The sequence below is a fragment of the Citricoccus sp. NPDC055426 genome (assembly GCF_040677445.1).
In the GTDB taxonomy this organism is placed as follows: Bacteria; Actinomycetota; Actinomycetes; order Actinomycetales; family Micrococcaceae; genus Citricoccus.
Map to the genome: position 1 here is coordinate 360,885 of NZ_JBFARZ010000003.1, position 26,616 is coordinate 387,500.

The 26,616-nt window shown below is 69.9% G+C and carries 29 protein-coding genes; 13 read left to right on the forward strand and 16 right to left on the reverse strand.

Annotation, left to right across the window (positions count from 1 at the left end; translation table 11 throughout):
* Positions 1–16: 16 nt before the first annotated feature.
* Positions 17–1,444, reverse strand: coding sequence for an aminomethyl transferase family protein (locus AB0K08_RS07425; protein ID WP_363352945.1), 1,428 nt, complete (start codon positions 1,442–1,444; stop codon positions 17–19).
* A 191-nt stretch (positions 1,445–1,635) separates the two neighbouring features.
* Between AB0K08_RS07425 and AB0K08_RS07430 the strand changes: the two genes are divergently transcribed.
* Together AB0K08_RS07430 and AB0K08_RS07435 are read left to right on the forward strand one after the other, a co-directional pair.
* Positions 1,636–2,121, forward strand: coding sequence for a hotdog domain-containing protein (locus AB0K08_RS07430; RefSeq protein ID WP_363352947.1), 486 nt, complete (start codon positions 1,636–1,638; stop codon positions 2,119–2,121).
* Positions 2,122–2,247: 126 nt separating this feature from the next.
* Positions 2,248–2,451, forward strand: coding sequence for a hypothetical protein (locus AB0K08_RS07435; protein WP_363352949.1), 204 nt, complete (start codon positions 2,248–2,250; stop codon positions 2,449–2,451).
* Positions 2,452–2,494: 43 nt separating this feature from the next.
* On the opposite strand, the gene AB0K08_RS07440 is transcribed toward AB0K08_RS07435, so the two are convergent.
* A complete protein-coding gene (locus tag AB0K08_RS07440) occupies positions 2,495–3,610 on the reverse strand; it encodes a putative sulfate exporter family transporter (protein WP_363352951.1) in 1,116 nt (371 codons plus the stop codon).
* Positions 3,611–3,681: 71 nt separating this feature from the next.
* Between AB0K08_RS07440 and AB0K08_RS07445 the strand changes: the two genes are divergently transcribed.
* Both AB0K08_RS07445 and AB0K08_RS07450 read left to right on the forward strand, forming a co-directional pair.
* Complete coding sequence (locus tag AB0K08_RS07445) at positions 3,682–4,617, forward strand: LysR substrate-binding domain-containing protein (protein WP_363352953.1); 936 nt, start codon at positions 3,682–3,684, stop codon at positions 4,615–4,617.
* Positions 4,618–4,678: 61 nt separating this feature from the next.
* Complete coding sequence (locus AB0K08_RS07450; RefSeq protein WP_363352955.1) at positions 4,679–5,677, forward strand: MDR family oxidoreductase; 999 nt, start codon at positions 4,679–4,681, stop codon at positions 5,675–5,677.
* Between the two features lie 189 nt (positions 5,678–5,866).
* Here the strand turns inward: AB0K08_RS07450 and AB0K08_RS07455 are convergent, their stop codons facing one another.
* Genes AB0K08_RS07455 through AB0K08_RS07475 form a run of 5 tightly spaced genes read right to left on the reverse strand, consistent with a single transcriptional unit; the run spans position 5,867 to position 9,894 of the window.
* Positions 5,867–6,871: a cyclase family protein gene (locus tag AB0K08_RS07455; RefSeq protein ID WP_363352957.1), complete on the reverse strand. Its 1,005-nt coding sequence runs from the start codon at positions 6,869–6,871 to the stop codon at positions 5,867–5,869.
* Entirely contained in the window at positions 6,868–7,134 is a 267-nt protein-coding gene (locus AB0K08_RS07460; RefSeq protein ID WP_363352959.1) for a hypothetical protein, read from the reverse strand. Before AB0K08_RS07460 ends, AB0K08_RS07455 begins: the two co-directional genes overlap by 4 nt.
* Positions 7,135–7,142: 8 nt before the next feature.
* A complete protein-coding gene (locus AB0K08_RS07465; protein WP_363352961.1) occupies positions 7,143–8,483 on the reverse strand; it encodes a TRAP transporter large permease subunit in 1,341 nt (446 codons plus the stop codon).
* Complete coding sequence (locus AB0K08_RS07470; protein WP_363352963.1) at positions 8,480–9,265, reverse strand: DUF1932 domain-containing protein; 786 nt, start codon at positions 9,263–9,265, stop codon at positions 8,480–8,482. The genes AB0K08_RS07465 and AB0K08_RS07470 overlap by 4 nt, the downstream gene beginning before the upstream one ends.
* An 11-nt stretch (positions 9,266–9,276) precedes the next feature.
* On the reverse strand, positions 9,277–9,894 hold the full coding sequence (locus AB0K08_RS07475) for a methyltransferase (protein WP_363352965.1): 618 nt from the start codon (positions 9,892–9,894) through the stop codon (positions 9,277–9,279).
* A 211-nt stretch (positions 9,895–10,105) separates the two neighbouring features.
* Between AB0K08_RS07475 and AB0K08_RS07480 the strand changes: the two genes are divergently transcribed.
* Entirely contained in the window at positions 10,106–10,876 is a 771-nt protein-coding gene (locus AB0K08_RS07480) for an IclR family transcriptional regulator (protein ID WP_363352967.1), read from the forward strand.
* 61 nt (positions 10,877–10,937) lie between these two features.
* Here the strand turns inward: AB0K08_RS07480 and AB0K08_RS07485 are convergent, their stop codons facing one another.
* Positions 10,938–12,104: an epoxide hydrolase family protein gene (locus AB0K08_RS07485; RefSeq protein ID WP_363352969.1), complete on the reverse strand. Its 1,167-nt coding sequence runs from the start codon at positions 12,102–12,104 to the stop codon at positions 10,938–10,940.
* Positions 12,105–12,187: 83 nt separating this feature from the next.
* Here AB0K08_RS07485 and AB0K08_RS07490 point away from each other — a divergent pair, with 83 nt between their 5' ends.
* The 6 genes from AB0K08_RS07490 (at position 12,188) to AB0K08_RS07515 (ending at position 19,586) form a co-directional block, all read left to right on the forward strand.
* Entirely contained in the window at positions 12,188–12,544 is a 357-nt protein-coding gene (locus AB0K08_RS07490) for a VOC family protein (protein WP_363352971.1), read from the forward strand.
* Positions 12,545–12,640: 96 nt separating this feature from the next.
* Complete coding sequence (locus tag AB0K08_RS07495) at positions 12,641–14,224, forward strand: MFS transporter (RefSeq protein ID WP_363352973.1); 1,584 nt, start codon at positions 12,641–12,643, stop codon at positions 14,222–14,224.
* Between the two features lie 238 nt (positions 14,225–14,462).
* On the forward strand, positions 14,463–16,724 hold the full coding sequence (locus AB0K08_RS07500) for a tannase/feruloyl esterase family alpha/beta hydrolase (RefSeq protein ID WP_363352975.1): 2,262 nt from the start codon (positions 14,463–14,465) through the stop codon (positions 16,722–16,724).
* 194 nt (positions 16,725–16,918) lie between these two features.
* Positions 16,919–17,818, forward strand: coding sequence for a MetQ/NlpA family ABC transporter substrate-binding protein (locus tag AB0K08_RS07505; protein ID WP_363352977.1), 900 nt, complete (start codon positions 16,919–16,921; stop codon positions 17,816–17,818).
* 71 nt (positions 17,819–17,889) lie between these two features.
* The gene (locus tag AB0K08_RS07510) at positions 17,890–18,921 is read left to right on the forward strand and encodes a methionine ABC transporter ATP-binding protein (protein WP_363352979.1); all 1,032 of its coding nucleotides are present in this window, start codon (positions 17,890–17,892) and stop codon (positions 18,919–18,921) included.
* Positions 18,918–19,586 (forward strand): methionine ABC transporter permease, encoded by a 669-nt coding sequence (locus AB0K08_RS07515; RefSeq protein ID WP_363352981.1) that lies wholly within the window; start codon positions 18,918–18,920, stop codon positions 19,584–19,586. Before AB0K08_RS07510 ends, AB0K08_RS07515 begins: the two co-directional genes overlap by 4 nt.
* A 78-nt stretch (positions 19,587–19,664) precedes the next feature.
* Here AB0K08_RS07515 and AB0K08_RS07520 read toward each other — a convergent pair whose 3' ends face one another.
* The 7 genes from AB0K08_RS07520 to AB0K08_RS07550 form a co-directional block, all read right to left on the reverse strand.
* Positions 19,665–20,903 carry a PEP/pyruvate-binding domain-containing protein gene (locus AB0K08_RS07520; RefSeq protein ID WP_363352983.1) on the reverse strand — a complete coding sequence of 413 codons (1,239 nt, stop codon included), beginning with the start codon at positions 20,901–20,903 and terminating at the stop codon, positions 19,665–19,667.
* Entirely contained in the window at positions 20,900–21,523 is a 624-nt protein-coding gene (locus AB0K08_RS07525) for a histidine phosphatase family protein (RefSeq protein WP_363352985.1), read from the reverse strand. The genes AB0K08_RS07520 and AB0K08_RS07525 overlap by 4 nt, the downstream gene beginning before the upstream one ends.
* The gene (locus tag AB0K08_RS07530) at positions 21,520–22,200 is read right to left on the reverse strand and encodes a transcriptional regulator (protein ID WP_363352986.1); all 681 of its coding nucleotides are present in this window, start codon (positions 22,198–22,200) and stop codon (positions 21,520–21,522) included. Before AB0K08_RS07530 ends, AB0K08_RS07525 begins: the two co-directional genes overlap by 4 nt.
* Positions 22,197–22,622 (reverse strand): hypothetical protein, encoded by a 426-nt coding sequence (locus tag AB0K08_RS07535; protein ID WP_363352988.1) that lies wholly within the window; start codon positions 22,620–22,622, stop codon positions 22,197–22,199. Before AB0K08_RS07535 ends, AB0K08_RS07530 begins: the two co-directional genes overlap by 4 nt.
* Positions 22,623–22,709: 87 nt before the next feature.
* Complete coding sequence (locus AB0K08_RS07540) at positions 22,710–23,132, reverse strand: DUF1801 domain-containing protein (RefSeq protein WP_363352990.1); 423 nt, start codon at positions 23,130–23,132, stop codon at positions 22,710–22,712.
* Between the two features lie 202 nt (positions 23,133–23,334).
* The gene (locus AB0K08_RS07545) at positions 23,335–23,712 is read right to left on the reverse strand and encodes a hypothetical protein (RefSeq protein WP_363352992.1); all 378 of its coding nucleotides are present in this window, start codon (positions 23,710–23,712) and stop codon (positions 23,335–23,337) included.
* 135 nt (positions 23,713–23,847) lie between these two features.
* On the reverse strand, positions 23,848–24,279 hold the full coding sequence (locus AB0K08_RS07550; RefSeq protein WP_363352993.1) for an Hsp20/alpha crystallin family protein: 432 nt from the start codon (positions 24,277–24,279) through the stop codon (positions 23,848–23,850).
* A gap of 151 nt (positions 24,280–24,430) precedes the next feature.
* Between AB0K08_RS07550 and AB0K08_RS07555 the strand changes: the two genes are divergently transcribed.
* Positions 24,431–24,721, forward strand: coding sequence for a MerR family transcriptional regulator (locus AB0K08_RS07555; protein WP_363352995.1), 291 nt, complete (start codon positions 24,431–24,433; stop codon positions 24,719–24,721).
* 30 nt (positions 24,722–24,751) lie between these two features.
* On the opposite strand, the gene AB0K08_RS07560 is transcribed toward AB0K08_RS07555, so the two are convergent.
* Complete coding sequence (locus AB0K08_RS07560; protein WP_363352997.1) at positions 24,752–24,946, reverse strand: hypothetical protein; 195 nt, start codon at positions 24,944–24,946, stop codon at positions 24,752–24,754.
* Positions 24,947–25,137: 191 nt separating this feature from the next.
* Between AB0K08_RS07560 and AB0K08_RS07565 the strand changes: the two genes are divergently transcribed.
* The gene (locus tag AB0K08_RS07565) at positions 25,138–26,577 is read left to right on the forward strand and encodes an MBL fold metallo-hydrolase (RefSeq protein WP_363353000.1); all 1,440 of its coding nucleotides are present in this window, start codon (positions 25,138–25,140) and stop codon (positions 26,575–26,577) included.
* Positions 26,578–26,616 lie beyond the last annotated feature (39 nt).

The following is a 26,616-nucleotide window of genomic DNA, read 5'->3' on the forward strand; positions in this document are numbered from 1 at the left end:
CGGAGCTACCGGGTGATCAGCCCTTGTAGCCGGTGCGCCAGCCGCCCTGGTAGGACTCGCGGGCGACCGCGGAGAACGGCACCGGGGAGACCGTGGCGGAGACCTCGGTCTGGACGTGCGGCTCCACGGTGGTCTTCTTCGTGCCACCGTCCGGCTCGCCCCAGATGACCTTCAGCTCGGCGCCCTCGGGGACGTCCGCGTTGATGGTGGCCAGGGACAGCGCGCGCTTCTCATTGGCGGAGTAGCCGGTGAACATGGACATGCCGACCACGTTGCCGTCGGCGTCCACCACGGCGTCGTAGTTGGAGGAGCCGTAGTTGGCCAGCGGCAGGTCGAAGTACTTGAAGGGGGTGCCCTCCGTGTCGTACAGCGAGGACTGGATGCGCTTGATGTCCTCCGGATCCCAGGCCAGGGTGACCTTCTTGCGCTGGGCGGCCGGATCGATCTTCTCCAGGGCCTCACGGCCGATGAAGTCGTGGTCGAACTTCACGAAGTTGCCGTAGCCCAGCTCCCAGGGGTTGAGGTAGTAGTCCTCGATGTTGTCGGAGACGAAGGAACCGGCCACGGCGTTGTTGGCCTCGTAGGAATCGGCGCCCAGCCACTGGCGGTACTCGGCCATCATGCCGTCACCGGTGTAGATCGCCGGCAGCGGGGACGGGATCCAGCCGGACTCCAGGGTGTTGGAGGGGTAAGCACGGGAGCCCACAGCGAGCATGCCGAACTCGGCACCGGCGGCCAGGATGACGTCGCGGATGCGGTCGTAGTCGGCGTAGGGGCCCCAGATCTCCAGACCGGGGGCGCCGGACATGCCGTGACGCAGGGTGCGGACCTGGGTGCCGTCGATGTTCATCCAGGACATGTTGAAGAAGCCCAGCTGCTCCAGCTTGCCGCCGTGCAGCTTCTCGATGATCTCCCAGGCGCGCGGGCCCTGGATCTGGAAGCGGTAGTACTCGCGGTGCACCGGCTTGCCCATGGGGCGGGACGGGGAGCGGCGGTCCTCGACGATCTCGAGGTTCTTGTAGTCACCGCGCTGGGCCTGGAAGAGCATCCAGTTGGTGACGGGGGCGCGGCCCACGTACACGTACTCCTCCTCTTCCTGGCGGAAGAGGATGCCGTCGCCGATGACGTGGCCGGCCGGGGTGGTCGGAACGTACTGCTTGGCCTTGTTCACGGGGAACTTGGCCACGGAGTTGATGGCGGTGTCCGAGATCAACTTGATGGCATCCGGGCCACGCAGGATCAGGTTGTCCATGTGGTGCGACTGGTCGAACAGCACGGCGGAGTCACGCCAGGCGCGCTGCTCAGAGCGCCAGTTGGAGAACTCCGGGGCCACCACGGGGTAGATGTAGGCGCCGATCTGGGAGTTGCGCAGGTGGTCGACCACGTTGCCGGACGCATCCAGCACGTCCTGCAGCGACTTGGTGTTTGCAACGGTTTCGGTCATCGAAACGTTCCTTTCTGGGGGTGTACTGCCGGGGATACTGACTAGTAGCTGACACGATTCTGTACGGCAGCGGCTCGCCGACAGCTACTCCGGACGGTGATCCGCACCACAAGTGGTTCACTCCACACCATATACCTATGCCCATAGGTATGTCGAGTGCCAGCTGTCACACTCGGGACTAGTCTCGATCCATGACCACCGAACAGCCCGCGGACCGCACCGCAGCCCTGCCCACCGTAGGCCCGGACGGGACCGTCGACCCGGCCGGGGACGGCGTCAGCTTCCACACCCGCAAGTGGGTCAAACCCGAGGACCTCAACGCCAACGGCACCCTGTTCGGCGGCTCGCTGCTGCGCTGGATCGACGAGCAGGCCGCCATCTACGCCATCATCCAGCTCGGCAACCACCGCAGCGTGACCAAGCTGATCTCGGAGATCAACTTCGTCTCCTCGGCCCGCCAGGGGGACATGATCGAGATGGGCCTGAAGGCCACCCACTTCGGGCGCACCTCGCTGACCATGCGCGCCGAGGTCCGCAACATGATCACCCGCCAGGTCATCCTGACCATCGAGCGGATCGTCTTCGTCTCCCTCGGCGAGGACGGCCAGCCCGCCCCGCACGGCTACACGGACATCACCTACCACCGAGACCGGCTTCCGGTGCAGCACCGGGACTAGAATCCCGACGCCGGCCCGTTACCCCGGTGCGGCACCTCGACCCCCAGCGGCGGCGGGCAACCCGTGCACTGAGCGCCCGCCGGGACCATGATGGAAGCAGTATCGAAGCACTCGAGAGGAGTTGCCATGAGCGATCCGAAGAACACCCCGGGAACCACCTCGGAGACCATCACGGTCACGAAGACGGTGACCACGAACGACGCCGAGGTGGCCAACAGGCTGGTCGCCGACGCCACGAAGGCGCAGGTCCAGCACGACTCGGACGACGCCCGGGCGGATGACTGGGGCCAGGCCTCCTTCCCCGCCTCGGACCCGCCGCAGAACTACTGACCGCCACGCCACGGGGACACGGGCGGGGGCACGACGCCGGCCCCTACAGCCCCAGCACCGCGATCCCTCCCAGCGAGGTCGCCAGGATGACGACGGTGGACGCCGCCCCGAGCAGCACCGGCCGGAAGCCCACCCGCAGCAGGCTCCTGACGTGCACGCCGAGCCCGAGGGCGAACATCGCCGCCGAGAGCAGCAGGGTCTGCAGGATCTGGGTGCCGGCCAGCACGGGCTCGGGCAGCAGGCCCGTGGTCCGCAGGGCCATCATCGCGATGAACCCCAGCACGAACAGCGGGACCAGGGGTGGTCGCCGCACCTGCCTCGTCCCGCCCTCGTCCGTACCCTCTCGACGGCCCTCACGCCGCCGCAGGTAGATCGAGAGCCCGGCCATGATCGGCGCCAGCGTGAGCACCCGGGCCAGCTTGACGGTCACCGCCACCGCGAGCGCCCCGCCGCCCACGGCCCCGCCGGCGGCCACCACCTGGGCGACCTCGTGAGTGGAGGCCCCGATCCAGATCCCCAGCGTCTCCTCCGGCAGGCCCAGCAGTCCACCGAGGAAGGGCACGAGCGGGATCATCAGGGTGCCGAACAGCACCACCAGCGTGATGGCCGTGGCCACCTCCTGCTGCCGGGCCTTCACCACCCCGTCGGCACCGGCCACCGCGGACGCTCCGCAGATGGAGAACCCGGCGGCGATCAGCATCCGCAGCGCCATCGAGACCTTCAGCAGGCGCCCCAGCCACAGGGTGGCCAGGAAGGTCACCGTCACCGAGAGCGCCACCACGGCCAGCACCCCCGCACCGAGGTCCAGCACCGCGCCCAGGGAGACCTGCAGGCCGAGCAGCACGATGCCCACGCGCAGCAGCCTCCTGCCGGAGAGCGCCACGCCCGGGGCGAGCCGTGCCGGCACGGGGGCCAGGTTCCGCCACAGCGCCCCGGCGAGGATCGCCACGAGCAGCGGGCTCACGCCCGGCAGCAGCATCCCGGCGCCCCAGGCGAGCACCGCGGCACCGAAGCAGACCGCCAGACCGGGCAGGGCCGTCGTCGGGAAGGCCGGGAAGACCCGGTCGCGTAGTCCACCCTGCGGCGGGCGGGCTCCCGGCGCGTCACCGGGCGGGAGCGCGCCAGGCCGGGCGCCGCCGGCGGTCTGGGGAGAAGTCACCCCACGACGATTCCAGCTCCCGCCGGCCGGCAGTAGCCCCTGGTAGACCATCGCGGTCATATGATGCTGATATGCCTTCCGCCGCCTCTCCCCTGCCGCCGATCGACTCTTGGCTGAATCTGACCATGCTGCGGTTGCTCGTCGGCACCGCCGACCACGGAAGTCTGAGCGCCTCGGCGCGGGCGGCGGGGATCGCGCAGTCGAACGCCTCGCGGTCCCTGGCCACGCTCGAGCGGCGGCTCGGCTACACACTGCTGCGCCGCTCCACGCGGGGGTCCACGCTGACACCGGAGGGCGTGCTGACCGTCGAGTGGGCGCGCGAGGCGCTGGAGGCGGTGGACCGGCTGGCGGCCGGTGCGGACGCGCTGGCGCACCGCGGGCACCAGGAGCTGGCGATCGGCTCGAGCATGACCATTGCGGAGCACCTGCTGCCGGGGTGGATCGGGGCCTTCCGCGCGCGGCGGCCGGGCGTGGCCACGCGGCTGACGGTGATGAACTCGGCGCAGGTGATCGAGGCGGTGGCCGGCGGGGATGTGGCGCTGGGCTTCGTGGAGACGCCCGACCTGCCCGCGGGCCTGCAGCACCTCACGGTGTTCACGGACCAGCTCGTGGTGGTGGCCGGGCCCGGACACCCGTGGGCGCGGCGTCACGAGCCGTTGGAACCGGCCGAACTCGCCGTCACGGCGCTGGTGGAGCGGGAGGAGGGCTCGGGCACGCGCGCCTTCCTCGACCGGCTCGTGGACGACCACCGCCCCGCCCCGTTGGTGGAGCTCAACAGCAACTCCGCCATCTGCCAGGCGGTGGTGGAGGGCATCGGGCCGGCGGTGCTGTCCCGGCTCGCGGTCGCGGGCTACCTGCGCGCCGGCCAGCTGATCGAGGTCCCGACGCGCGGGCGGCGGCTCGGCCGGACCCTCCAGGCGGTCTGGCGGGACCGGTTGCCCGACGGCGGCGTGGCGGCCGAGTTCGTGGAGGTCGCCAGGGGTGCGGAGCGGGCGGCAGGCCCGTAGCGTGGGCCGTGGCGACAACACTCATCCGAACCCGACGAAGACATCAGACGAAGGAGGACGCATGCGCGCAGTGATCGTGGAGTCCCAGGGTGCCGAGGCACAGGTCAAGGAGCTGGCGGAGGACGAGATGCTGGTGGGCGTCGGCCAGGCCGGCACCGTGGAGCTGGACGTGCTGTACTCCAGCTACAACTACAAGGACGGCATGGCCATCACCGGCGGCGGGCGCGGGATCCTGCAGTCCTGGCCCATCATCCCGGGCATCGACATCGTCGGTACCGTCACCGCCTCCGAGGACCCGGACTGGGCAGCCGGGGACACCGTGGTGTTGAACGGGGACGGCATCGGCGAGTCCCTGAACGGCGGCTTCGCCACCCGGGCGAAGGTCAGCCCGGCGGCGCTCGTCAGGCTGCCCGAGGCCCTCAGCCCGAAACGCGCAGCCGCCCTCGGCACCGCCGGGTTCACGGCCATGATCTCCGTGCTGCAGCTCGCCGATGCCGGCGTGACCCCCGAGTCCGGGGACGTGCTGGTGACCGGCGCCGCCGGCGGGGTGGGCTCCGTGGCGGTGTCCCTGCTGGCCGGACGCGGCTACCGGGTGGTGGCCTCCACCGGACGCGTCGAGGAGGAGGGCGACTACCTGCGCGGGCTCGGTGCGGCGGAACTGCTCGACCGCCACGAGCTCTCCGAGGAACTCGGCAAGCCGCTGCAGTCCGAGCGGTGGGCCGGGGCGATCGACGTGGCCGGCAGCACCACCCTGGCCAACGTCCTGGCGCAGGTACAGTACGGCGGCACCGTCTCCGCGTGCGGGCTGGCCCAGGGCATGGACCTGCCCACCACCGTCACCCCCTTCATCCTGCGCGGGGTCACCCTGACCGGCGCGAACTCCGTCTACGCCCCCCGGCCCCTGCGCGAGCGGGCCTGGACCGCGCTGGCGCAGGAGCTGGACCTCGACCAGCTCGACGCCATGACCACCACGATCGGCCTGGAGGACACCATCCCCTACGCCGAGCAGATCCTGGCCGGCCGCACCCGCGGGCGCACCGTCGTCGACGTCAACGCCTGACCCCCATCACTTTCAGGGCGATCCCACCCGTGGGATCGCCCTGAAAACGCACCAGGGTGCCGTCAGCGCAGGCCGCGGCCACCGCCCCTGAACCTCAACGATCCTGCCGCGCCACAGTGAAAATTGCTGTGGCGCGGCGGGATCGCTGTGATGCTGGCAGGGCTGTCCGGGACAGCTTCCGAGGGGCTCCTACAGGATTGCCGTGGCGTTGGCCGGTGATCCGGTGGCCCCCACCACGTTGAGGGGCTTCACCGTCAGGAGGCACTCCCACTGGGCGTGCTCCCGCATCCGCGCGGCAATGGGCCCGAGCTGCCACAGTTCACCCAGCGGGATGCCCAGCTTGGCCAACAACTCCTGGTGCATCATGCCCTTGTCATTCGGAGCGCTGCCGGTGAACGGCGAGGAGTTCGCCACCGGCAGGCATTCGACCGCGAAGTTGTCAGCGGCCACCAGGCTCACGCCGCTGTCCCAGGCCCAATCGACGAACTCGGCGGACTGGGCCATGCCGGTGGCGCGACGGCTTTCCTGCTGCCGGTGTTTGCCGTCCGCGGACAGTCCCAGGAACCATTCAGCCCAACCGGTGTGCAGCATGACGGCGTCACCGGTCCGCAGCGTGACGTCCTGGGCGGCCAGTGCCTGTTCGATCAACGCGAAGGGCAGCTGTTCGCCGCCCGGGTGATCGATGTCCCGACCTTGGGCGGCCCGGACCCCCTGCAGGTCGAGCAGGATCCCACGCGTCACGATCGGGGTCTCGGCCCAGACCTGGACCCCGAGGTCTGGAGTGCCGGCCCTCACCCGTTCGTCCGGGACACCGGCGTAGAAGCCCACGTCGTCGGACCGTCGATGCCGCAACCCGTCAATCTGGGAGGACCCCTGGAGGTAGAACCCGTCGAGGTAGTCGTCCCGGTGGGCCGGGTGGTTGGCAAAGATCGTGTGTTCAGGTGCCCCTCGCGTGCGGGACATTCCCGGGACGAAGGCGTCCGCGGGGTAGTCCAGCCCGAAGGCCTCGCCCCGGCGGACCACCCGGGTGGCCGCCAGGACGTTCTCCGGCGCATCGGCGAAGGACGGCGCACCTCGCCACGGGTCGGGGAAGATGCCCCACGAGGTGCCCGGTTCCCCGCCATCGGATCGCTGGAGGAGTTCGGCACGGGTGGGCCAGCCCGTCACGTGGGGATCCGCGTGCCGGCTGGTCATCGGGCCTCCCCGGAACCTTGTCCGCCAGCGTCAGTGCCGGTATCGGATCCGGGCCGCGCGTACAGGGTGAAGTACACGGCGATGGAGGCGATGGAGGCGGCGATGCACAGCACCGTCTTGAACCAGCCGTTGAACACCTCGAGCAGCGCCACCTGACCGGTGATCATGCCCAGGGCCTGCGAGGCGACCAGCAGCAGCCCACCCAGGACTGCCACGGAGATGGAAACCACGAAGATCGGATTCATTACGCGTTTGATGGTCATGTCGATTCCTAGATGGGCAGGAAGCCCGAGGCCACCAGCACGCCGATGGCCAGCAGCGGCAGCGCGTAGTAGACGAGCATCTTCGGGAAGGTGTAGAGCGGGTTGACGCCGGCGATGCCGGTCGAAACATACAGCGGTGCGCCGCCTGGCGGTACCGCCGCCTCACAGGAGGAGAAGATGAGGACTGCGGTGGCCGCCGTCGTCGCCGGGACCCCGGCCGCCACGAGTGCCGCGACGGACACCGTGCCGACGGCCGCCATGGTGGCTGTGGAAGACAATGGCGCGGCCACGGCGATGACGATCAGGCCGATGACCAGGGCCAGCAGCCAGACGGGCAGGTCCATGCCCTCCAGGACCCCGGCGAGCTGCTCGGGCAGTCCCGTGGTGGCCAGGGCATTGGCACCGGCGAAGGCGAAGAGCACCGTGATGCCGACGATCCCGAGTCGTGGAGTCGCGTCCACCAGGAAGTCCCGCCACTGCCGCAGGCCGCGGGGCAGGTTCTTCCGGCCGAGCACCGACCCGACGACGATCAGGACGATGGGCAGCCAGAAGATCACGCTCACCTGGTCGGTGATGTCCTCCACGTCCACATAGCCACTGATCGCGGTCTTGACCGGGCCGCTGGTGATCACCATCGGCAGGGCCACGGCGGGGAACAGCAACAGTGTCGCCCACCCCTTCCGGAAGGCCTCGCCGAACTTCGCCCGGTTCGCCCGGTCGGTGGCCACGGCCCCGCTGCGATGGACCTGGATGGCCGTCACGATCAGGCGGTGGAGCACACACCAGAGCCCGCCGATGAGCAGCGGGATGAACAGTTCCTCGATCTCCAGTGTGAAGCCGACCGCGCCTGAGCCGACCAGGACGAACATGGAGGCGCTGAAGGGGAAGGTGATCCCCATGCCGGCATTTCCTGCCACGATGGCGGCCGAGGTGGTGCGGTCGATCTTGGAGCGGTCCATCCAGGGGATGGTCACGGAACCCACGGTGGCGGCGATGGCGGCCTGATTGTGCACGATCGACCCCAATCCGGCGGAGGCGACGGTGGAGACGTAGGCCGGGCCGCCCTTGATGCCGCCGAGGACCGAGTCCAGAAGGTTGATCATCCGTTCCATGACACCGACTCGCTCCAACAGATAACCCATGAGCACGAAGAGAACCGTGGCATAGACGATCTCATCAGTCAGGGCATCGTAGAGCGCCGTCCAGCCATGGGCCAGCGCCTGCGTCCCGTTGAAGGCCACCGCCACCACGAAGCCGACGATCATCGCCTCACCGACATTGCGCTTGAGCGCGGTGACCATCACGATGATCACCGCCAGATAGACGAGCAGTGCCCAGATACCGATCATGACCCGGCTCCCTCTGCACGCTCGCCGCGGCGCAGGATCTCCTCCATGGAGAGAGCCGAGGCCTCGGTCATCTCGTGGGGTACCCCCAGTGTCTCCAAGAAGGCGGCCACGTCACGCATCTCCTGCGAACGACGGGTGGCATGCTTGACGGTGCCGCTCAGGAACCGGTCGATCGTGGCCTGGCCGTCGCCAGCCAGCTGGCGGGCGATCTGTTCACGGATCCACGGCTCGAGCCCGGCAGCCCGGCCGGCCTGCACGGCCTCGATGACCACCGATGCCAGCCCCTTCATGAAGACACTCCTGACCAGCTTGTGTTCCATGGCCGCGCCCGGCCCGCCGGGGACCACCTCCACCGGGGCGCCGATCGGCGAGAGCAGTTCGGCGAACGCCTCCGCCCCCTTGCCGCTGGCCATCAGCGGCGTGGATTCCCGTTTGGCCACGACCGCACCCAGGATGGCGACATCTGTGAACCGTACTGCACCGGCCCTGCCACCGAGATCACGCTTCAGGGACGGGGATGCGGACGTCAGGTCCGCGTAGACGGCATGGTCCGGCAGGGCCGGAAGCACCTCCTCGGCGACGGCAGCGGCACCGCGTGCACCGGTCAACACGAGTACGGCGTCTGCGTCGGCAGCGGCCTCCGCACCACTCGACGACAGGCGGATGCCCTGCGGGACCTTCGTGATGACAGGGTCGAATCCCGTCACGTCATGCCCGAAGTCCGCAAGGGCGGATCCATAGATGGTGCCGGCCTCACCGAGGCCGATAATGGCGATCTTCATGGGTGGTTTCCTCAGTTCTCGGTGGTGCGCTGGGCCAGGATGCGCTCGCGGCGCCCGGCCTCATCGACGAAGACCGCTTCGGCGGCCTCCGCAATCTGTTCCGCCTCGGCGGCGGGGACGAAGACGACTCCGTCGGAGTCAGCCACCACGATGTCCCCGGGGCTGACGGCCACGCCGCCGCAGGCGACCGGCACGGACATCCGGTAGGGGCCGTGGTGATAGGGACCGGCCGGCGTGATCCCGCGGGAGAAGACCGGCATCCCGATCTGCCCGAGGTCTTCCGCGTCCCTGACTGCGCCGTCCACCACGAACCCGGCCAGGCCGGCGTTGATGGCGCGCTCGCCGATCAGCTCGCCGAGGAGGGCACGATCTGTGTACCCGGCGGCGCCGACCACGATCACGTCCCCGGGAAGGGCTGCCTTCAGGGCCTCCTGGATGCCCAGGTTGTCCCCGGCCGGCACCGCCACGGTGAAGGCCGGGGCGGCGATGCGGGCGCCGGGCCACGCCGGACGGATGGCCGAGCTGGCCACGTTCAGTCGCCCCATGGCATCGCCGACGTTGGCGGCGGGCAGCCGACGGAACCGGTCGAGCAGTTCCGGTGCGACCCGAGGGTGGTTGTCGATGGTCATGCAGTGCCCCTTAGACGGTCCATATTGCGTACTATGCAATCTTCTTCCAATGCATGGAAGTCTTTTGTTCAGAGTGGAGTCTGCATGAGGTGGATCACAAACGTCAAGTACATGCCGCGAAATGGGTCTGCGTCGCCGGCGACAGCCCACGCCACGACGGGCACCATCAAAGTCGTTGAGTAGGATGAAAGTGATCCAGAGGAGGAACTCCATGGCCGATTCCGCAGCATCGAATCCGATGCGGTCGCTGTCCCGCGCCATCCAGGTGTTGGAGCAGCTTCAGCGCTACGACGGGCCCCGTCGGCTGAAGGTGATAGCCGAGGACTGCGGCATGAGTTCTCCCACCGCGTTGCGCATCCTGCGGGTGCTGTGCGGATCCGGCCTGGTCAACCAGTCCGACAAGTCCTACAGCGTGGGCCCGGGCGCCTTGCCGGCGGCTCGTTCCTATCTGGAGACGGATCCCCTGCCGCGAGTCTGCAGGCCCGTCCTGCAGCGTCTGGCGGCTGACACCGAGGTAACGGCGTCGCTGTACAGCCGACTGGGGTTCGAACGCGTCCTGATCGAGCGGTCCATCGGCTCCGCCGAGCTCGGCTATGAGTTACCCCAGGGTCGGCGTCTCCCCCTGACCGTCGGCGCCGGCGGCAAGGCGCTGATCAGGGACCTGCCAGACGGCGAACTGGCCAGCGTTCTCGCGGCCTCGGTCACCCTGCGCCATGAGGCTGGGGACCTGACTCTGGACCGGCTCAAAGAGCGGCTGACCCTCGGCGGGGACGGCTACTCACTCTCGTCCGACGAGCGCGAAATCGGCGTCGTGTCCGTTGCGGTGCCCATCCCCACCCCGAAGGGATGGGCGGCTTCCGAGTCCATCGCCCTCAGCGCCCCGATCAGCACCGTCACGGCCGCGGACCTGACCCGGCGGGTTCCCCAGCTGCACCTGGCCGCCAGGACCATCGCCGAGTCACTGCCCAGCCGGCACGCCTGACCCCATCACTTTCAGGGCGATCCCACCCGTGGGATCGCCCTGAAAACGCACGAGGGTGCCGTCAGCGCAGGCCGCGGCAGAACTCCGTGATCTCCCGCGCCAGCGCCTCGGGCTGCTCGAGGGCCGCGAAGTGCCCGCCCCGCGGCATCTCACTCCAGCGGCGGATGTCCGGGTAGAAGCGTTCCACCAGCGAGCGCGGCGGCAGCCGGATCTCCGCGGGGAAGGCCGCGTAGCCGGTGGGCACATCCACGGTGGCCCCGCCGTCCAGCGGCCCGATCCCGTGCACCTGGTCGTAGTAGGGGCGGAAGGAGGAGGCGATGGCCCCGGTGAACCAGTACAGGCTGATGTTCGCCAGCATCCGGTCCCGGTCCACGGCCTCGAAGACGTCCCCGCCGTGGTCCGTCCAGGCGTGGAACTTCTCCCCGATCCACGCGGCGAGGCCCGCCGGGCTGTCCATCAGGGCGGCCGCGAGCGTCTGCGGCTTGGTGCCCTGGATCTGGCCGTAGGCGCCCTCGAGGGAACGCCACTGGGTGGACGCCTCCCGGTAGTCCAGCTCCTCGGCGGTGGCACCCTCCACGGGAACCGCCCCCGGGGAGATCGCCATGAAGTTCACGTGCACGCCGGCCAGCTTCTCCGGGTGCCGCACCCCCAGACTCGTGGAGATGTGCGCACCCCAGTCGCCGCCCTGCGCGGCGAACCGCTCGTAGCCCAGCACCTGGGTCATCAGCTCGGCGAAGAGGTCGGCGATCTCGGGGACGGCCAGCCGGTCCTGCCCGGGGCGGAAGGACAGCCCGTAGCCGGGCAGGGAGGGCGCCACCACGGTGAACGCGTCCGCCGGGTCCCCGCCGAACCGCGCGGGGTCGGTCAGCCGCGGGATGAGGTCCAGGAATTCGAACACCGAGCCCGGCCAGCCGTGGCTGAGCAGCAGCGGCATCGGCTCGGGTCCCTTCCCGGGCACGTGCAGGAAGTGCAGGGGAATGCCGTGCAGCTCGCTGCGGAACTGCGGGAAGGCGTTCAGGGCGGCCTCCTGCGCCCGCCAGTCGAAGCCCTCCCGCCAGTACCCGAGCAGCTCGGCCAGCCAGCCGACGTCGGTCCCGTGGGCCCACGGCTCACCCGGCGCCGGATCCGGCAGCCGCGCCCGGGACAACCGCAAGGCCAGGTCCTCCAGCTCGGGCTCGGGGACGTGGAGTTCAAAGGGTTCGGGCAAGCGGGGATCATCCGTCGTCATGGCCCCATTGTGGCGCACGGCACGGTCATCCGGCCCGACGCCGGCCCCTCGCCCCGGCGCCCGGCCGCCCCTACCATTCCCCCATGGCACCCACACACCACGCGATCGACTACGTCGAGCTCGCCGCGCCGGACCTGGAGACGTCCACGGCCTTCTACCGCGAGGCGTTCGGCTGGTCCTTCAACGACTACGGCCCGGACTACGCCGGGATCCGCTCCCCGGACGGAGACGGTGAGGCCGGCGGTCTCACCCCGCACGCCACGGCGGGATCCGGCACGCCGCTGGTGATCCTCTATTCCGAGGACCTCGAGGCCACCGTCGCCGCGGTGCGCTCGGCCGGTGGGCGGGTCACCCGCGAGCCCTACGACTTCCCCGGTGGCCGGCGGTTCCACTTCACGGACCCGGGCGGCAACGAGCTGGCTGTCTGGTCCACGGCCTGACGAGCCCCGGCTCGCACCACAACTTCTGCCCGCACAACGCATCCGGGCCAGGAACGTCCGGTCCCCGGGCCGGGCACCGCTGGGTAGCATGCACAGGTGCCACCCTCAGAGTCGCAGTCCAGCACTGCCCCCGCCTCGCCGCCCCCGGCCGCCTCACCGGCCGCTGCCGCACCGGCGGCGGCCGCCCCGACCGTGAGCCCCCGGCTGCTCGTGGCCGTCCTCGCCGCGACGGGCATCGTGGTGTCCCTGGCGCAGACGCTGGTGGTCCCGATCCTCGGGGAGCTGCCCGTCATCTTCGGCACGGACGTGGCCACGGCCTCCTGGGTCATCACCGTGACGCTGCTCGTCGGTGCGGTGAGCACGCCCGTGATGGGCCGGCTGGCCGACCTGTACGGCAAGAAGCGGATGATGCTGGTGGCCGTCTCCCCGTTCATCCTCGGCTCCGTGGTCTGCGCCCTCGCCACGGACGTTCCGGTGATGATCCTCGGCCGCGGCCTCCAGGGCCTGGGCACCGGCATGATCCCGCTGGGCATCTCCCTGATCCACGACGTGCTGCCCCCGAAGAAGGCCGGCTCGGCCATCGCCCTGATGAGCTCGTCCATGGGCATCGGCGGCGCCCTGGGCATCCCGATGGCGGCGGCGATCGCCCAGTTCGCCAGTTGGCGCGTGCTCTTCTGGGCGACGGCGGCCATCGCCGTGGCCACGGCCGTCGCCATCGTGGTGGTCATCCCCGCGCTCCGCCCCGCAGCCCGGGTCGAGACAGCGGGCCGGGCCGATTCGGGCGGGAAGGCCGGCAGGGCCCGGAAACCGGCCGGCTTCGACGTGGTCGGCACCATCGGGCTGGCCATCGGGCTGACGGCCCTGCTGCTGGGCATCTCGAAGGGCGCCGAATGGGGGTGGGGCAGTGTCCTGACCGTGAGCAGCCTTTGGGCGGCCGCCGCAGTGCTGGTGGCCTGGGGCGCCTACGAGTGGCGCCGTCCGGCGCCGCTGGTGGACCTGCGGACCAGCATCCGGCCCGTCGTGCTGCTGACCAACCTCACCACGATCCTCTTCGGTTTCACGATGTACGCGATGAACCTGATCATCCCGCAGGTCATGCAGCTGCCCGTAGACCTCGGCCATGGGCTCGGTCAGACCATGATCCAGATGGGGCTGTGGATGGCGCCGATGGGCCTGGGGATGATGGCAGTCTCCGGCATGGGTGCCCGGATCAGCTACCGCCGGGGCCCGAAGACGACTCTGACGCTGGCCGGCGCGGTCATCGCCGCCGGCTACGGGGCCACCGCCCTGGTGCTGGCCACCCTCGGAAACCGTGCCCCGGGGCCGGCCGACGGCACCATGATCCTGTGGACCCTGGTGCTGCTGTGCGGTGCGGTGGCCGTGGTCGGCTGCGGCATCGGCTTCGCCTACGGGGCCATGCCCGCCCTCATCATGAGCGCGGTGCCGGCCACGGAGAAGGCCTCCGCCAACGGCCTCAACGCGCTGATGCGCTCCCTCGGCACCACCACCTCTGCCGCCGTCATCGGTGCCCTGCTCGGGGCGATGACCCAGCAGGTGGGCGGCGTGCCGGTGCCCACGCACACCGGTTTCCTGGTGGCGTTGCTGTGCGGGGCCGGCGCGGCCCTGGTGGCGGCCGGGATCGCCGCGGTGATCCCGGTGCGGGGCGAGGGACGTCGGTAGGGACCGCCGGGGCGCGCTGCCTGGACGCGCTGTGACCCTTGACACTTCGATCACGCCCGCTCAAAGATATGGCGGTAGACGGTCGGCACCCACCACCCTGGTCCACCCCACACCCGGTTCAACTCTCAGCTGCTGACCGCGCATCACTCGTTGGGCTCTGCAGCCAGCCGAGGGCGGGGCACCACCCACAGCACCGCCGGACGTCAGCGCTGGATCCCGCACCTCGGGAGGATTCAGCATGTCAGGATTCACGAAGGCCGCCCTCCGATGGGCCGGCACACTCGCGGCGGCATCACTGCTGACGGCGGGGCTCACGGGACCGGCCCAGGCAGCCGGGCCGGGGCAGACGCCCGGAGTGGCCGGCGTCGGGCCCGCCGTCCTCACGGCAACGGCCGGCGGACTCACGGGGACGGACTGCGCCGACCTGGCCGGTCTGGAGATCGGCGCGGGGAAGATCGGGGTGCCGACCTCCGGCGCCGTGGTCAGCACCGCCGAACAGGTCACGGATGAGACCGACGGCTCGTACTGCAAGGTCATCGGCAAGACCCTGCCGGTGGACCCGGAGGCGCCGGGGGTGACGTTCCAGGTGAACCTCCCGGCGGAGTGGAACGGCGATTCGCTGCAGTACGGCGGTGGCGCGTTCAACGGGACCCTGATCACCGGCACCGGCCGCCACAACCTGCAGCCGCACGACCTCGCGACGCCGCTGGCGCAGGGGTACGTGACCCTCGGCTCGGACGGCGGTCACGAGTCCAGCGCCGGCTTCGACGCCACCTTCGCGCTGAACGAGGAGTCCCTCAAGGACTACGGGCTGTGGTCCATCAAGAAGGCCCACGACGTCTCCGAGGTCCTCGCCGAGACCCACTACGGGCAGGCCCCGGACCACGCCTACTTCATCGGCGGCTCGCAGGGCGGGCACGAGGCCCTGGACGCCGCGGCCCGGTACCCGGACGACTACGAGGGCGTGGTGGCCAACTACCCGGCCTACAACGTCATGATGCTGCACCTGGCCTCGCTCAACGCCGGAAAGGCCGTCTACGCCGAGGACGGCGCCGCCTGGCTCAGCCCCGCGGACACCAAGTTGCTGACGGACACCGTCTACGAGGTATGCGACACCGTGGAGCTGGACGGCGTGGTGGACGGGGTCATCTCCAACGTCTCCGGCTGCAACGACGTGCTGACCCTCGAGAAGGTCGCCGAGCTGCTGGGCTGCGAGGCCGGCGCCGTCGAGGAGGACGCCTGCCTGGCGCCTGCACAACTGGCGGCCATCGACACCATCGCCTCGTCCTACTCCCCCGGCGTCGAGATCGCGGGGCAGACGGAGTTCGGGCCGTGGCCGATCCTGGAGGGCGCCCTCTGGGAGCGCTCCACCTTCGGAGCTGAGCCCCAGCCCTCCAACCCCCTCTCCGGTTCCGAAGGCCTGCTCTACAGCGTGGGCGCCACCAACGTGAAGTACCTCATCACGCAGGACCCGGACTATGACGCCATGGAGTTCGACCCCACCGAGTGGGAGGACCGGATCCAGGAGCTCGCCGCCATCACGGACGTCTCCGATGTCAGCCTCGAGCCCTTCTTCGAGCGCGGCGGCAAGCTGCTGATGACGCACGGCACCGCCGACGACTTCATCAGTCCCCACAACTCGGACGCCTACTGGGAGCAGCAGCTTGAACAGCTCGGCGACGAGTTGGCGGACAGCGCCCGCTACTACAAGGTGCCGGGCCTGGGTCACGGCTTCGGCCCGTTCAACGCCACCTGGGACGGCCTCGGGGTGCTCACCTCATGGGTCGAGGACGGCGAGGCGCCGGGGACGCTGACGGCGTTCGACGCCAACGCGGACACCGACCGGACCCGGCCGATGTGCCAGTACCCGGCCTGGCCCGAGTACCGGGGATCCGGCTCCGCGGACGACGCGGCCTCCTTCGAGTGCGTGACCGCCCGGACCGAGCAGCCCCCGGCCGACTTCACGGACAACGAGCCCGGCTCGCGGTACTACGCACCGGTCCGATGGCTGCAGCTGCAGGGCATCACGCAGGGCTACGCGGACGGTTCCTTCGGCAAGGACCGGGACATCTCCCGCGGGGAGTCGCTGGCCTTCCTGTACCGCTACCTGGACCCGTCGTTCATGGAGCCCACTGACGCCCCGTTCCCGGATGTCCCCGAGGACTCGACGTTCTTCGAACCCATCAGCTGGGCCGCCAGGGCAGAGATCACCCACGGTTACGCGGACGGGGAGTTCAAGCCCAAGCGGCCCGTGACGCGCGGGGAGTTCGCCACCTTCCTCTACCGCGCCGTGGACCCGGAGCACCAGGGTCCGGAGGACACCGAGTTCTCGGACGTCGAGACCACCGACTCCCACTACCAGGCGATCACCTGGATGGCATCGGAGGGCATCTCCGTGGGCTACAGCGACGGCTCCTACCGGCCGGGCCAGCACATCACCCGCGCCGAGTCCGCCACCCTGCTCTACCGCTACCAGGAATTGGTGGTGGACCAGGGCTGAGTGGTCACGGACCGGTTGCCCGCCCACACCCATCCTGCCCGGCCACAGTGATCATCACTGTGGCCGGGCAGGATCGCCGTGGCCCTGGCCTCCCAGCCGCGTGAACTATCCTGTATGTCGGCGTATGACGGCATGAGCGCGCGTAAAACTACGCTTAACCGGTCACCACCCCCTTGACAACAGGAGCCCCACCCATGATCCGTACCCGCGCACTCTCCCTCTCCGCCCTGGCCCTCGCCGGCGCGCTGGCCCTGTCCGCCTGCGGCGGCGGCGGGTCGGACGCCGAACTGGGCAGCGAGGACAACCCGGTCCAGCTCGGGGTGGTGGGCGCCTCCGAGCCCTACTGGACCACCTACGAGGAAGCCGTGGAGGCCGAGGGCATCGCCCTGGACATCGTGGACTTCACCGAATACACGCAGCCGAACCCGGCCCTGTCCGAGGGCGAGCTGGACGTCAACCAGTTCCAGCACATCCAGTACCTGGCGGACTACAACGTGGCAGCGGAGGATGACCTGCAGGTCATCGGTGCCACGGTCATCTACCCGCTGGGCCTGTACTCCACCAAGCATGACTCCCTGGAGCAGATCCCGGATGGCGGCCAGGTGATCGTCCCCAACGACACCGTGAACCAGGCCCGCGGTCTGCTGGTGCTGCAGGCGGCCGGCCTGATCACCCTGCAGGACGGCGGCAACGCGGCCTCCACCTTGGAGGACGTGATCGAGGAGGAATCCAAGGTCACCGTCTCCGCCCTGGACGCCGCCGCCATCCCGAACTCCCTGCCGGACGTGGACGGGGCCGTCATCAACAACGACTTCCTCAACAACGCCGGCCTGAGCGCCGAGGACGTGCTGTTCGAGGACGACCCGGCCGATCCGGCCTCCTTCCCGTACATCAACATCTTCGCCACCACCCAGGAGAACGCGGACAGCGAGGTGCTGGCAAAGATGGTGGAGATCTACCAGAGCAACGAGGACGTCCAGGCCGGGGTCCAGGAGTCCGCCGGCGGCACCGCCGTGTTCGTGGACACCACCCTGGAGGAGCTGCAGACCTCCTTGTCAGACACCGAAGAGGCCATTCGCAGCACCGGAGAATAAGGCACGACGCCGGCCGCGCACCACGCGCGGTCGGCCGCCGGTCGGCGCCGACGGAAGGACACCCACCCCGCATGCCCCACATCGCCCTGCGAGACGTCACCAAGCAGTACCCGCCCGCCAAGCGCGGCGGGGAGCCGGTGGTCGCCGTCGACAGCGTCTCCCTCGAGATCGAACGCGGTGACGTGTTCGGCATCATCGGGTACTCCGGTGCCGGCAAGTCGACCCTGGTGCGCCTCGTGAACGCGCTGGAGCCGGCGTCGGCCGGGTCCATCGAGATCGACGGCACGGACATCACCCGACTCTCCGCCGCCCGGCAGCGCGAACTGCGCACCGGCATCGGGATGATCTTCCAGCGGTTCAACCTGCTGAACTCACGCTCGGTGCGCCGCAATGTGGAGTACCCCCTCGAGGTGGCCGGCTGGGACAAGGCGAAGCGCAGGGCACGCGCCCTGGAGCTGCTGGACTTCGTGGGGCTCGCGGACAAGGCGGACAACTATCCTGAGCAGCTCTCCGGTGGGCAGCAGCAGCGCGTGGGTATCGCCCGGGCGCTGGCCGCGAACCCGGAGATCCTGCTGGCAGACGAGGCCACCTCGGCCCTGGACCCGGAGACCACGGACGAGGTCCTGGACCTGTTGGCCAAGGTCAACCGGGAGCTCGGCGTGACGATCGTGGTCATCACGCACGAGATGGAGGTCATCGCGCGGATCGCCACCAAGGTGGCCGTGATGGAGCGCGGCCGCGTGGTGGAGTCCGGGCAGACCTACGACGTCTTCACGAGTCCGCAGACCGCCACGGCGCAGCGATTCGTGCGCACCGTGGTGCGGAACCTGCCCTCCGGTGACGAGCTCACGGAGTTGCGTGCGAAGCACGAGGGACGCTTCTTCACGATTTCGTTCACGGACTCCGGCGCCTCCGAGGCGCGCGTGTTCGGCGCGCTGGCCCGGGCCGGCGTCGACTTCAACCTGGTCTATGGCGGCGTGGACTCGATCCAGGGCCGCGTCTACGGGCTGCTGACCATCGCCGTGCGCGGTGAGGATGCGGCCGTCCAGACGGCGCTGGCCTCCATCGGCGAGGGCGTCACGGTGCAGGAGGTGGCCGCATGAGCATCACCGAGCAGGTCGTGGACCTGATGCCGACACTGCTGGAGCAGACCGGCATCATGATGTGGATCGTGGTGCTCTCGCTGGTCTTCGGCGGGATCGCCGGGACCATCGTGGGCACCGCGCTATACGTGACCCGCAAGGGCGGGATCATGCAGCAACCGGTCATCTTCTGGGTCCTGAACGTCATCGTCAACACGTTCCGCCCCGTGCCGTTCATCATCTTCATCGCCGCCATCCAACCGTTGGCGCGGCAGGTAGTGGGCACCGGCATCGGCTCGGACGCCGTGGTGTTCGGCATCTCGATCGCCGCCACCTTCTTCATCGCGCGGCTGGTGGAGCAGAACCTGATGGCCGTGGACCCCGGCGTGATCGAGGCCGCCCGGGCCATGGGCGCCGGCCCCTGGCGCATCATCCGTACCGTGATCCTGCCCGAGGCCTTCGGCCCCCTGATCCTGGGCTACACCTTCGCGGTCATCGCCCTGATCGACATGTCCGCCGTGGCCGGCATCATCGGCGGCGAAGGCCTGGGCAACTACGCCGTCGCCTACGGCTACCGCCAGTTCGACCCGGTCGTCACCTGGGCCGCCCTCGTGATCATCGTGATCGTGGTCCAGCTGATCCAGGCCATGGGCAACCTCCTGGCCCGCAAGATCCTGCGGCGGTAGGCGGACTTCCCTCTCCGACACTGCCACGGCCACAGCCAGAGCCATGGCGGGAGGCGCCCCGCCCGGCCGGATGAGAGGTCACAGGCCGGACCTTTGACCCGGGTCCTCCATCCGTCGTGCGACGGCCCCGCGGTCCCCGTCCACCGTGACCTCCGGCCCGTCGGCCAGCACCCCGCAGGCGTCCGGCACCGCGAGCACGGCGGGGATCCCGACCTCGCGCGCCACGATGGCCGCGTGGGAAAGTACCCCGCCGGTCTCGGTCACGACCGCAGCGGCAACCGTGAACAGCGGCGTCCAGGCCGGGTCCATCTCGCGGCACACCAGCACGTCGCCGGGTCGGAAGGAGCGGAAATCACCGGGGGCGCGCACCACGCGGGCCCGGCCGGTGGCCCTCCTGCCGCTGGCCGGCACCCCCCTCAACCCCTGCCCGACGCCGGCCGGCCCCCTCCCGGGGTCCTGCACCGGTGCCGTGACGGGCCGGGCCTGGAGGATCCAGACCTCACCGGCGGCGATGGACCATTCGATGTCGCGGGGCCCGCCCAGCACCGTGGACACCTGCTGTCCGAAGGCATGCAGGTGCAGCACCTGGGCGTCGGTCAGGCACCGCTCGCCCTCCACCCCGGCCCGGTGCTCGAGAATGCCCGAGACGTCCACCCGCCAGGACTCGGGAGTGATCCGCCCGGACACCACGGCCTCGCCCGCGCCCGGGGCCGCCTCGATCAGGGTCGGCACCGGAGTCGCCGTGGGAGCCTCAGCGTCGCCTCCGGTGAACATCACCCCGGAGACCTCGGCCGCCACGAAGCGTTGGACCAGCACGGCCATCCCGCCCGTCGAGTCACCGGCAGCAGCGCCAACACCTGCACCGCCGCCACCGCGCGACCGGTAGGCCACAGCCCGCTCTGACCACAGGGAGGCCCAGCACCGCAGGACCGCCCGGCGCACCTCCTGCTCACCCCGCACGCCCAGGACACTCTCGTGCTGTCCGGCCCCCGAGGCCACGGCGCCGTCCTCGCCCACCGCGGAGGATCGCACGGCCACGGCGCCCTTCACTCCACCGGAGAACAGCTCCCCCAGTCCCTCCCGGACCACCGTGCGAACTGCAGCGGGCAGCGTGGAGGTGAGGAGCCGGCGTCGTGCCTCTGCGGGGTCTGTGAGGCCGTCCAGACCGAGCGTGTCCGCCGCCTGCCGGTAGGTGGACGCCGGGATGACGAAGCCGGCCGGCACGGCGAACCCGGCGCGGATCAACGCGGCCAGGGGCGCGGCCTTGCCGCCGTACTCACCGGCGTCCGCGGCCGCGGCGAGGTCCACCGCGCTCACGGCCGCCGCCCGCCGGCGAAACCCGTCCACCGCAACTGCTCGGGCAGGTGAGAGAGATCGTTGAGCATCACCACGCCCGAGGGTTCGCCGGCGTGGTGCTCGATCACGGTCAGGGCGGCGTTGGCGATCCCGGCCAGGGACAGCCACCGGGCCGGCGGCGCGCCGAGGGCCTCCCGCACCAGCCAGGCGCTGGGGTAGGCGTGGGTGACGAGCACCTCGTGCGTGGGGCGTTGGTGCCGTGCGTTCGCCCGGCCGAACCGCTCCACGAGCACCTCCGCCGACCGGCGACCGGCCTGGGCCTCGGCGCGGCCGTAGCCGTCGAAAAAACCGGTCCCAGAGGGGGACAGCTCCTCCGGCGTCGGAACATGGGGGACGTGATCCACGAGCTCGGGCGCCGCATCCACCAGGACGCGCGGCGGCTGCGCGCCCAGCTCGCCGGCGAGGATCGACGCACTGGCGGCGGCCCGGGGCAGCGGGGAATGCCAGACCGCGTCCAAGGGCACCCGCGCGAGCCGCCGGCCGATCAGCCGGGACTGCTCGCGGCCGGTCTCGGTCAGCTGGCCCAGTGCGTCGGCCTCCCCGTGGCGCACGAGGTAGAGCGTTCGGCCGGCCCCGGTCACCTCCCGTCCGCACCCGGGCCCGAGCTGCCCGGGTGACCGCGGCGGCGGCCGAGGCTGGAGAGCAGGTCCTGGTGGAGTTCGGCCCAGACGGTGTGGCAGGACAGGAGCCCGACGCCGGCCACCCACTCCTCCTGGCCCGCGCGCGCCTTCCGCGCGGCGGCGGTGAACTGGCGCGGGTAGCGGGCGAACCGTGGCAGCCGGATGATGAGGTCGGCGAGGAGGCTCTCCAGGGAGTCGGCCAGGTCGGTGAGCTCGGCCAAGGTGTCCTCGCGCAGCTCCGCCCGGTCCGTCGGAGTGCCGAGCTGCCACTGCGTCAGGGTGCGGACGAGGCGGCCGTTGAGGTCCTCGAAGCCGGCGGCCGTCGACTTCAGGACGGCGTGGGCACCGGCACTGGCGCGCTCCTCGGCCAAGAGGGCGGTGACCCGTCCCGTGCCGGCGTCCGTGAGGATCCAGCCTCCCGTTCCGCCGAAGGACATGCGGTCCACGAGGCCCCCGCGGGCGAGCTCGATGAGGTGCCTCTCGATGGTGCTCGCGTCCAGGACGGAGCGTTCGGTGACGGCAGCCGTGTCGGCAAAGCCGGCCAGGCGGACGGCGTGGAGGACGATGAGCTCTGGGCTGGAGGGGCCGGTGTCGCCGGGAAGGCCGGGCACGCCGGCCGGGGTAGGGGGTGTGCTCATGCCTGCCGCACCGTCGCCCGGCCCGGATCGTCATCGCCACGAGTCTCTGCGCGGCTGGAAACCCGCTGGAACCGCTGCTGGGCAGCCTGGGGCGATCCCACCCCGAGCTGCCGGCCGATGTCCGGCCAGGTCAGACCTTCCGCTCGGGCGACGAGCAGCAACCCGGCCTCCAGGGCGTCGAGGTCGGACCGCGCCGACTCCACCAGTCGCAGGGCTGCTCGCAGTTCCTCGTGGTCGGCCTCACCGACCGAGGCGTTCGCGCGCCACAGCGCATAGCGGAGCAGGGTCTGGTCATCGACCGGGGCCTTGGCGTGCTGCCACGGGAACCGCGGGAGCTCGTCGGCACCGGAATCCAGCAGCCGTCGGCGCGTGGCGTCGGCGTCGTTCGGTTCGGCGAACTCGTCGGGGAGGGCGGGCGCCATGGTCCCTACAGTCCCATCACCAACAAACCGTTGTCAACTAGATGTTGATGCCCTGTGCTGCTCTTCAGCCTGACGGAGCCTGAGCCGTCAGGCCCCGGCGTCCTGCCGCGATGACCGCACCAACCGTTCAACGAGGTCATCCGGGATCGGCCTGCGCGGCGTGAAGGTGACGCCGGTCTTGGTGGCCTTGAGGCCGGCCGCCGCGATCCCCTCGGCATGGTCGGCTATCGCGCTGGCGAGGACATACAACCCGCACTGCCTGCTGAACGCCGCATAGCTCGCCACGACTGTCGACCCGATCGCGAATCCGGGCATGTTGTAGGCCACCATCTCCTCGGCGTCCGGCAGGGTGCGGGCCAGGATCGAGCGCAACCGCTCCAGCGAGGGCCGGAAGGCCTCCGGCGCCGCGGCGATGTAGGCGTCGTGGTCGGTGATCATCGTCATCACGTGCTTTGGAAGATAGGGGTTGGATGCCCCGCCGTTGTGGTCGCCCCAGCGGGTCTCGACCACGTCTCCTTCGGAGAGGCACGGTTTCATTGTTCACCGGCACCTGACGTGGAGTCCATGGTCGGGCACCGGCGCAGTGCATCCACCCCTACGACGCCGGCCCGATCGCCTCCCGCGCCGCGGCGATCGGCACGTCGTGCTCACGACCCCAGGGCGGCGAGCGCCGCGGTGACGGCCTGCTCGGCGGCCAGCAGGTCGGGCCCGCTCAGATCCGCAGGCCGAAGATGAACTCCTCCGCGTGGCGGACGGCTTTGGTGAACGCTTGGTTGCGCAACGTCACCCGCTCCCTGTCCACCCCGCTCGCGGGCTCGGTGTACTGCGTCACGCCGGGATGCAGGATCCAGATGTCCCCGTTCGGGGGCAGGTAGAACACCCCGAAGGACCGGTGCTCGGAATCGTCCGCCCACATCGGCACCACCGCCACGGCAGCACCGGTGTCGGCGTTGATCCACTGCGCGCGGGGCATCGGTGGCTCCAGCACCTCGGGATCGAGGAACGGGGCGGTGCCCTCACCCCAGCGTTCCTCGAACCGCTCGTGGAAGGCGGGCAACAGGGAATGGTTGTACGGTCGCCATGAACTCATGCCGGTCTCCTCGACTCCGGTACCTCGTCACGGTCACGGGCACCCAGACTCCCGGGAACTCGGGGCTGAGGCCCGGGCGGGGCCCCGGAACGGCATCCGGAGCCCCGCCTCGATGACACTGGGCACTCGATGTCCCTAGGCGGCGGACTCCACGAGCTGCTTCTGCTCGCCGGTGGACTCCACCTGGATGCGCCGTGGCTTGGCGTGCTCCGCAACGGGGATCCGCACGGTCAGGACGCCCGCCTCGTAACCCGCCGAGATCGCGCTGGTGTCCAGCCGCTCACCGAGGATGACCTGGCGACTGAAGAGGCCCCTCGGCTGCTCGGCCGCCAGCATCTCCGCACCCTCGGGGGCCTGCTGCTTCCGCTCGGCCCGGACGGTCAGCGCGTTACCCTCGATGCCGAGGTCGATCGAGTCCGCCTCGACGCCGGGCAAGTCGAACGCGATGATGAACTGGTCTCCGTCGCGCCAGGCCTCCAGGGGCATGGCCGCCGGCCGGGACCGGGTGCCCAGCACCTGCTCGGCGAGTCGGTCAAGGTCGCGGAAGGGATCGGTACGCATCAGCATGATTGCTCACTCCTCACAGATGGTCGGTTTCACCTATGCTGGCCAGTGGGGAAGATCTCAACTGGCTGGCACATATTTATATAACCCAGGAACGCAGATCGCGCAAGGGCGGTTCGAGGGTGAATTCATGGACGGACCGAGGAGGGTCGGAGTGGCGGCACAGAAGGACAGCGAGGGCGTCTACAGCATCTCGGTGACAGCGAAAATGGTGGGCATGGGGCAGCAGAACCTCCGCCAATACGAGAGTCGCGGCCTACTGGAACCGGACCGCACGGCCGGCGGCACCCGCCTCTACAGCACCCGGGACGTCACCGTGCTCCGCCGCATCGGCGAACTACTGTCCGAGGGCCTGAATCTGGCCGGCATCCGCCTGGTCCTGGAGCTCGAGGCCCGCAACCGGACGTTGCAACGGCAGGTGGAGCGCCTCAGGGAACAGGCATAGGCAGGAGGTCTGGCGTCCGCCACGGGAGACTCAGCGTCCGAAGAGTCGGCCCAGCCAGCCGGAGCCGGTGTCCGACGATGCGCCGCCACCCACTCCGGCAGAGGCCTTCTGATCGCACGAGCACCGATTGGCCACCGGGACGTTCCGCATCACCTGGTCCACATGGTTGCCGCAGCCGGCCCAGGTGGTCTTGCCGCATTTCCTGCACGTTGCCGCCTGGCACATTTTGCACTCCTTGATGGTTCGGTCTCATGGTCCGCAGTGGCCGACATCGACCCTCCGACTCCATTGCTCTATACCCATGGGGGTATTTGTCGACCATCGTACATGACCTTGCGTGATACCCCCCGTCGTATTAGGGTCGAGCCAGCAACAGATACCCGTGGGGGTATCTTGAACCCATCGGAGGAGACCCTATGCTGCTTGAACGGATCTATGACGAGGACCTCGCCCAGGCCAGCTACTTCATCGGCTGCCAGGCCAACGGGACGGCTGTCGTAGTGGATGCCCGCCGCGACCTCACCCCTTACCTGGAGCTCGCCGCCAAGCACGGCATGACCATCACGGTGGTCACCGAGACCCATATCCATGCCGACTACCTCTCCGGCACGCGCGAGCTGGCCGCGAAGACCGGCGCCGAGCTCTACGTCTCCGGCGAGGGCGGCCCGGACTGGTCCTACGGGTTCGAGGCCAACCTGTTGAACGACGGCGAGTCCATCCCGGTCGGCAACATCACCATCCAGGCGGTGCACACCCCGGGCCACACGCCCGAGCACCTGTCCTTCCTGGTCACCGACGGGGCCTTCAGCGACGCGCCGGGGTACATGCTCACCGGCGACTTCGTCTTCGCCGGGGACCTGGGCCGCCCGGACCTGCTGGACGAGGCCGCCGGAGGGGTTGACACGCGCTTCGACGGCGCAAAGGACCTGTTCCGCAGCCTGAAGGAGAGGTTCCTGACACTGCCGGATCACGTCCAGGTGCACCCGGCCCACGGCGCGGGCTCGGCCTGCGGCAAGGCCCTGGGTGCCATCCCATCCTCCACCGTCGGCTACGAGCGCCTGTACTCCTGGTGGGGCAAGTATCTCGCCGAGGACGACGAACAGGGGTTCATCGACGAACTGCTGGAGGGCCAGCCGGACGCCCATGCCTATTTCGGCCGCATGAAGCGCGAGAACCGCGATGGCCCGGCCGTGATGGGTGATCGCGCGCCACTTCAGGAGCTGTCCCTCGAGGACGTCGCCCGCGACCTGGAGCAGGATCGGATCACCTTCGTGGATACCCGCCCGGTGGACGAGGTCCATGCCGGGACCGTGACCGGTTCGATCAGCATCCCCAACCAGGACAAGATGGCCACCTACGGCGGCTGGGCCTACGACCCGGAGGCGGATGACCGCCCGCTGGTGCTGCTGGCGCAGGATCAGGAGCAGGCCCAGGAGTTCTGGGACCACCTGGTGCGCGTGGGCATCGACCAGGTCAAGGGCTACGTCACAGGCCTCGAGGGCCTGCCGACCACCACACCCCGGGTCATCCAGCCGGAGCAGCTCGAGGACTTCGACGCCGCGCTGATCCTGGACGTGCGCAACAAGACCGAGCACACCGACGGCCACATCCCCGGCTCGCGCCAGTTGAACGCCGGCCGCGTCCTGTGGCACCAGGACCAGCTACCCGCCGAGGGAACCATCGTGACCTACTGCCAGTCCGGGGTGCGCAACTCGGTGGCCGCCAGCACCCTGCGCCGGGCCGGGCATGAGGTCGTGGAGCTCGACGGCAGCTACAACTCCTGGTCGGCGTGGGCCGGACGTAACGGCGTCCAGCCGGAGACCTCCGCGGAGACTCAGGAGCCGGCGACCGCCTGACCCCTCGCGGGTCAGCGCGATGACCAGACGGTGACAAAA

Bases quoted from the DNA above. Each gene is read 5' to 3' on its own strand.
- AB0K08_RS07425 (WP_363352945.1), bottom strand. From the start codon at position 1,444: ATGACCGAAACCGTTGCAAACACCAAGTCGCTGCAGGACGTGCTGGAT.
- AB0K08_RS07430 (WP_363352947.1), top strand. From the start codon at position 1,636: ATGACCACCGAACAGCCCGCGGACCGCACCGCAGCCCTGCCCACCGTA.
- AB0K08_RS07435 (WP_363352949.1), top strand. From the start codon at position 2,248: ATGAGCGATCCGAAGAACACCCCGGGAACCACCTCGGAGACCATCACG.
- AB0K08_RS07445 (WP_363352953.1), top strand. From the start codon at position 3,682: ATGCCTTCCGCCGCCTCTCCCCTGCCGCCGATCGACTCTTGGCTGAAT.
- AB0K08_RS07450 (WP_363352955.1), top strand. From the start codon at position 4,679: ATGCGCGCAGTGATCGTGGAGTCCCAGGGTGCCGAGGCACAGGTCAAG.
- AB0K08_RS07455 (WP_363352957.1), bottom strand. From the start codon at position 6,871: ATGACCAGCCGGCACGCGGATCCCCACGTGACGGGCTGGCCCACCCGT.
- AB0K08_RS07460 (WP_363352959.1), bottom strand. From the start codon at position 7,134: ATGACCATCAAACGCGTAATGAATCCGATCTTCGTGGTTTCCATCTCC.
- AB0K08_RS07465 (WP_363352961.1), bottom strand. From the start codon at position 8,483: ATGATCGGTATCTGGGCACTGCTCGTCTATCTGGCGGTGATCATCGTG.
- AB0K08_RS07470 (WP_363352963.1), bottom strand. From the start codon at position 9,265: ATGAAGATCGCCATTATCGGCCTCGGTGAGGCCGGCACCATCTATGGA.
- AB0K08_RS07475 (WP_363352965.1), bottom strand. From the start codon at position 9,894: ATGACCATCGACAACCACCCTCGGGTCGCACCGGAACTGCTCGACCGG.
- AB0K08_RS07480 (WP_363352967.1), top strand. From the start codon at position 10,106: ATGGCCGATTCCGCAGCATCGAATCCGATGCGGTCGCTGTCCCGCGCC.
- AB0K08_RS07485 (WP_363352969.1), bottom strand. From the start codon at position 12,104: ATGACGACGGATGATCCCCGCTTGCCCGAACCCTTTGAACTCCACGTC.
- AB0K08_RS07490 (WP_363352971.1), top strand. From the start codon at position 12,188: ATGGCACCCACACACCACGCGATCGACTACGTCGAGCTCGCCGCGCCG.
- AB0K08_RS07500 (WP_363352975.1), top strand. From the start codon at position 14,463: ATGTCAGGATTCACGAAGGCCGCCCTCCGATGGGCCGGCACACTCGCG.
- AB0K08_RS07505 (WP_363352977.1), top strand. From the start codon at position 16,919: ATGATCCGTACCCGCGCACTCTCCCTCTCCGCCCTGGCCCTCGCCGGC.
- AB0K08_RS07510 (WP_363352979.1), top strand. From the start codon at position 17,890: ATGCCCCACATCGCCCTGCGAGACGTCACCAAGCAGTACCCGCCCGCC.
- AB0K08_RS07515 (WP_363352981.1), top strand. From the start codon at position 18,918: ATGAGCATCACCGAGCAGGTCGTGGACCTGATGCCGACACTGCTGGAG.
- AB0K08_RS07530 (WP_363352986.1), bottom strand. From the start codon at position 22,200: ATGAGCACACCCCCTACCCCGGCCGGCGTGCCCGGCCTTCCCGGCGAC.
- AB0K08_RS07535 (WP_363352988.1), bottom strand. From the start codon at position 22,622: ATGGCGCCCGCCCTCCCCGACGAGTTCGCCGAACCGAACGACGCCGAC.
- AB0K08_RS07545 (WP_363352992.1), bottom strand. From the start codon at position 23,712: ATGAGTTCATGGCGACCGTACAACCATTCCCTGTTGCCCGCCTTCCAC.
- AB0K08_RS07550 (WP_363352993.1), bottom strand. From the start codon at position 24,279: ATGCTGATGCGTACCGATCCCTTCCGCGACCTTGACCGACTCGCCGAG.
- AB0K08_RS07560 (WP_363352997.1), bottom strand. From the start codon at position 24,946: ATGTGCCAGGCGGCAACGTGCAGGAAATGCGGCAAGACCACCTGGGCC.
- AB0K08_RS07565 (WP_363353000.1), top strand. From the start codon at position 25,138: ATGCTGCTTGAACGGATCTATGACGAGGACCTCGCCCAGGCCAGCTAC.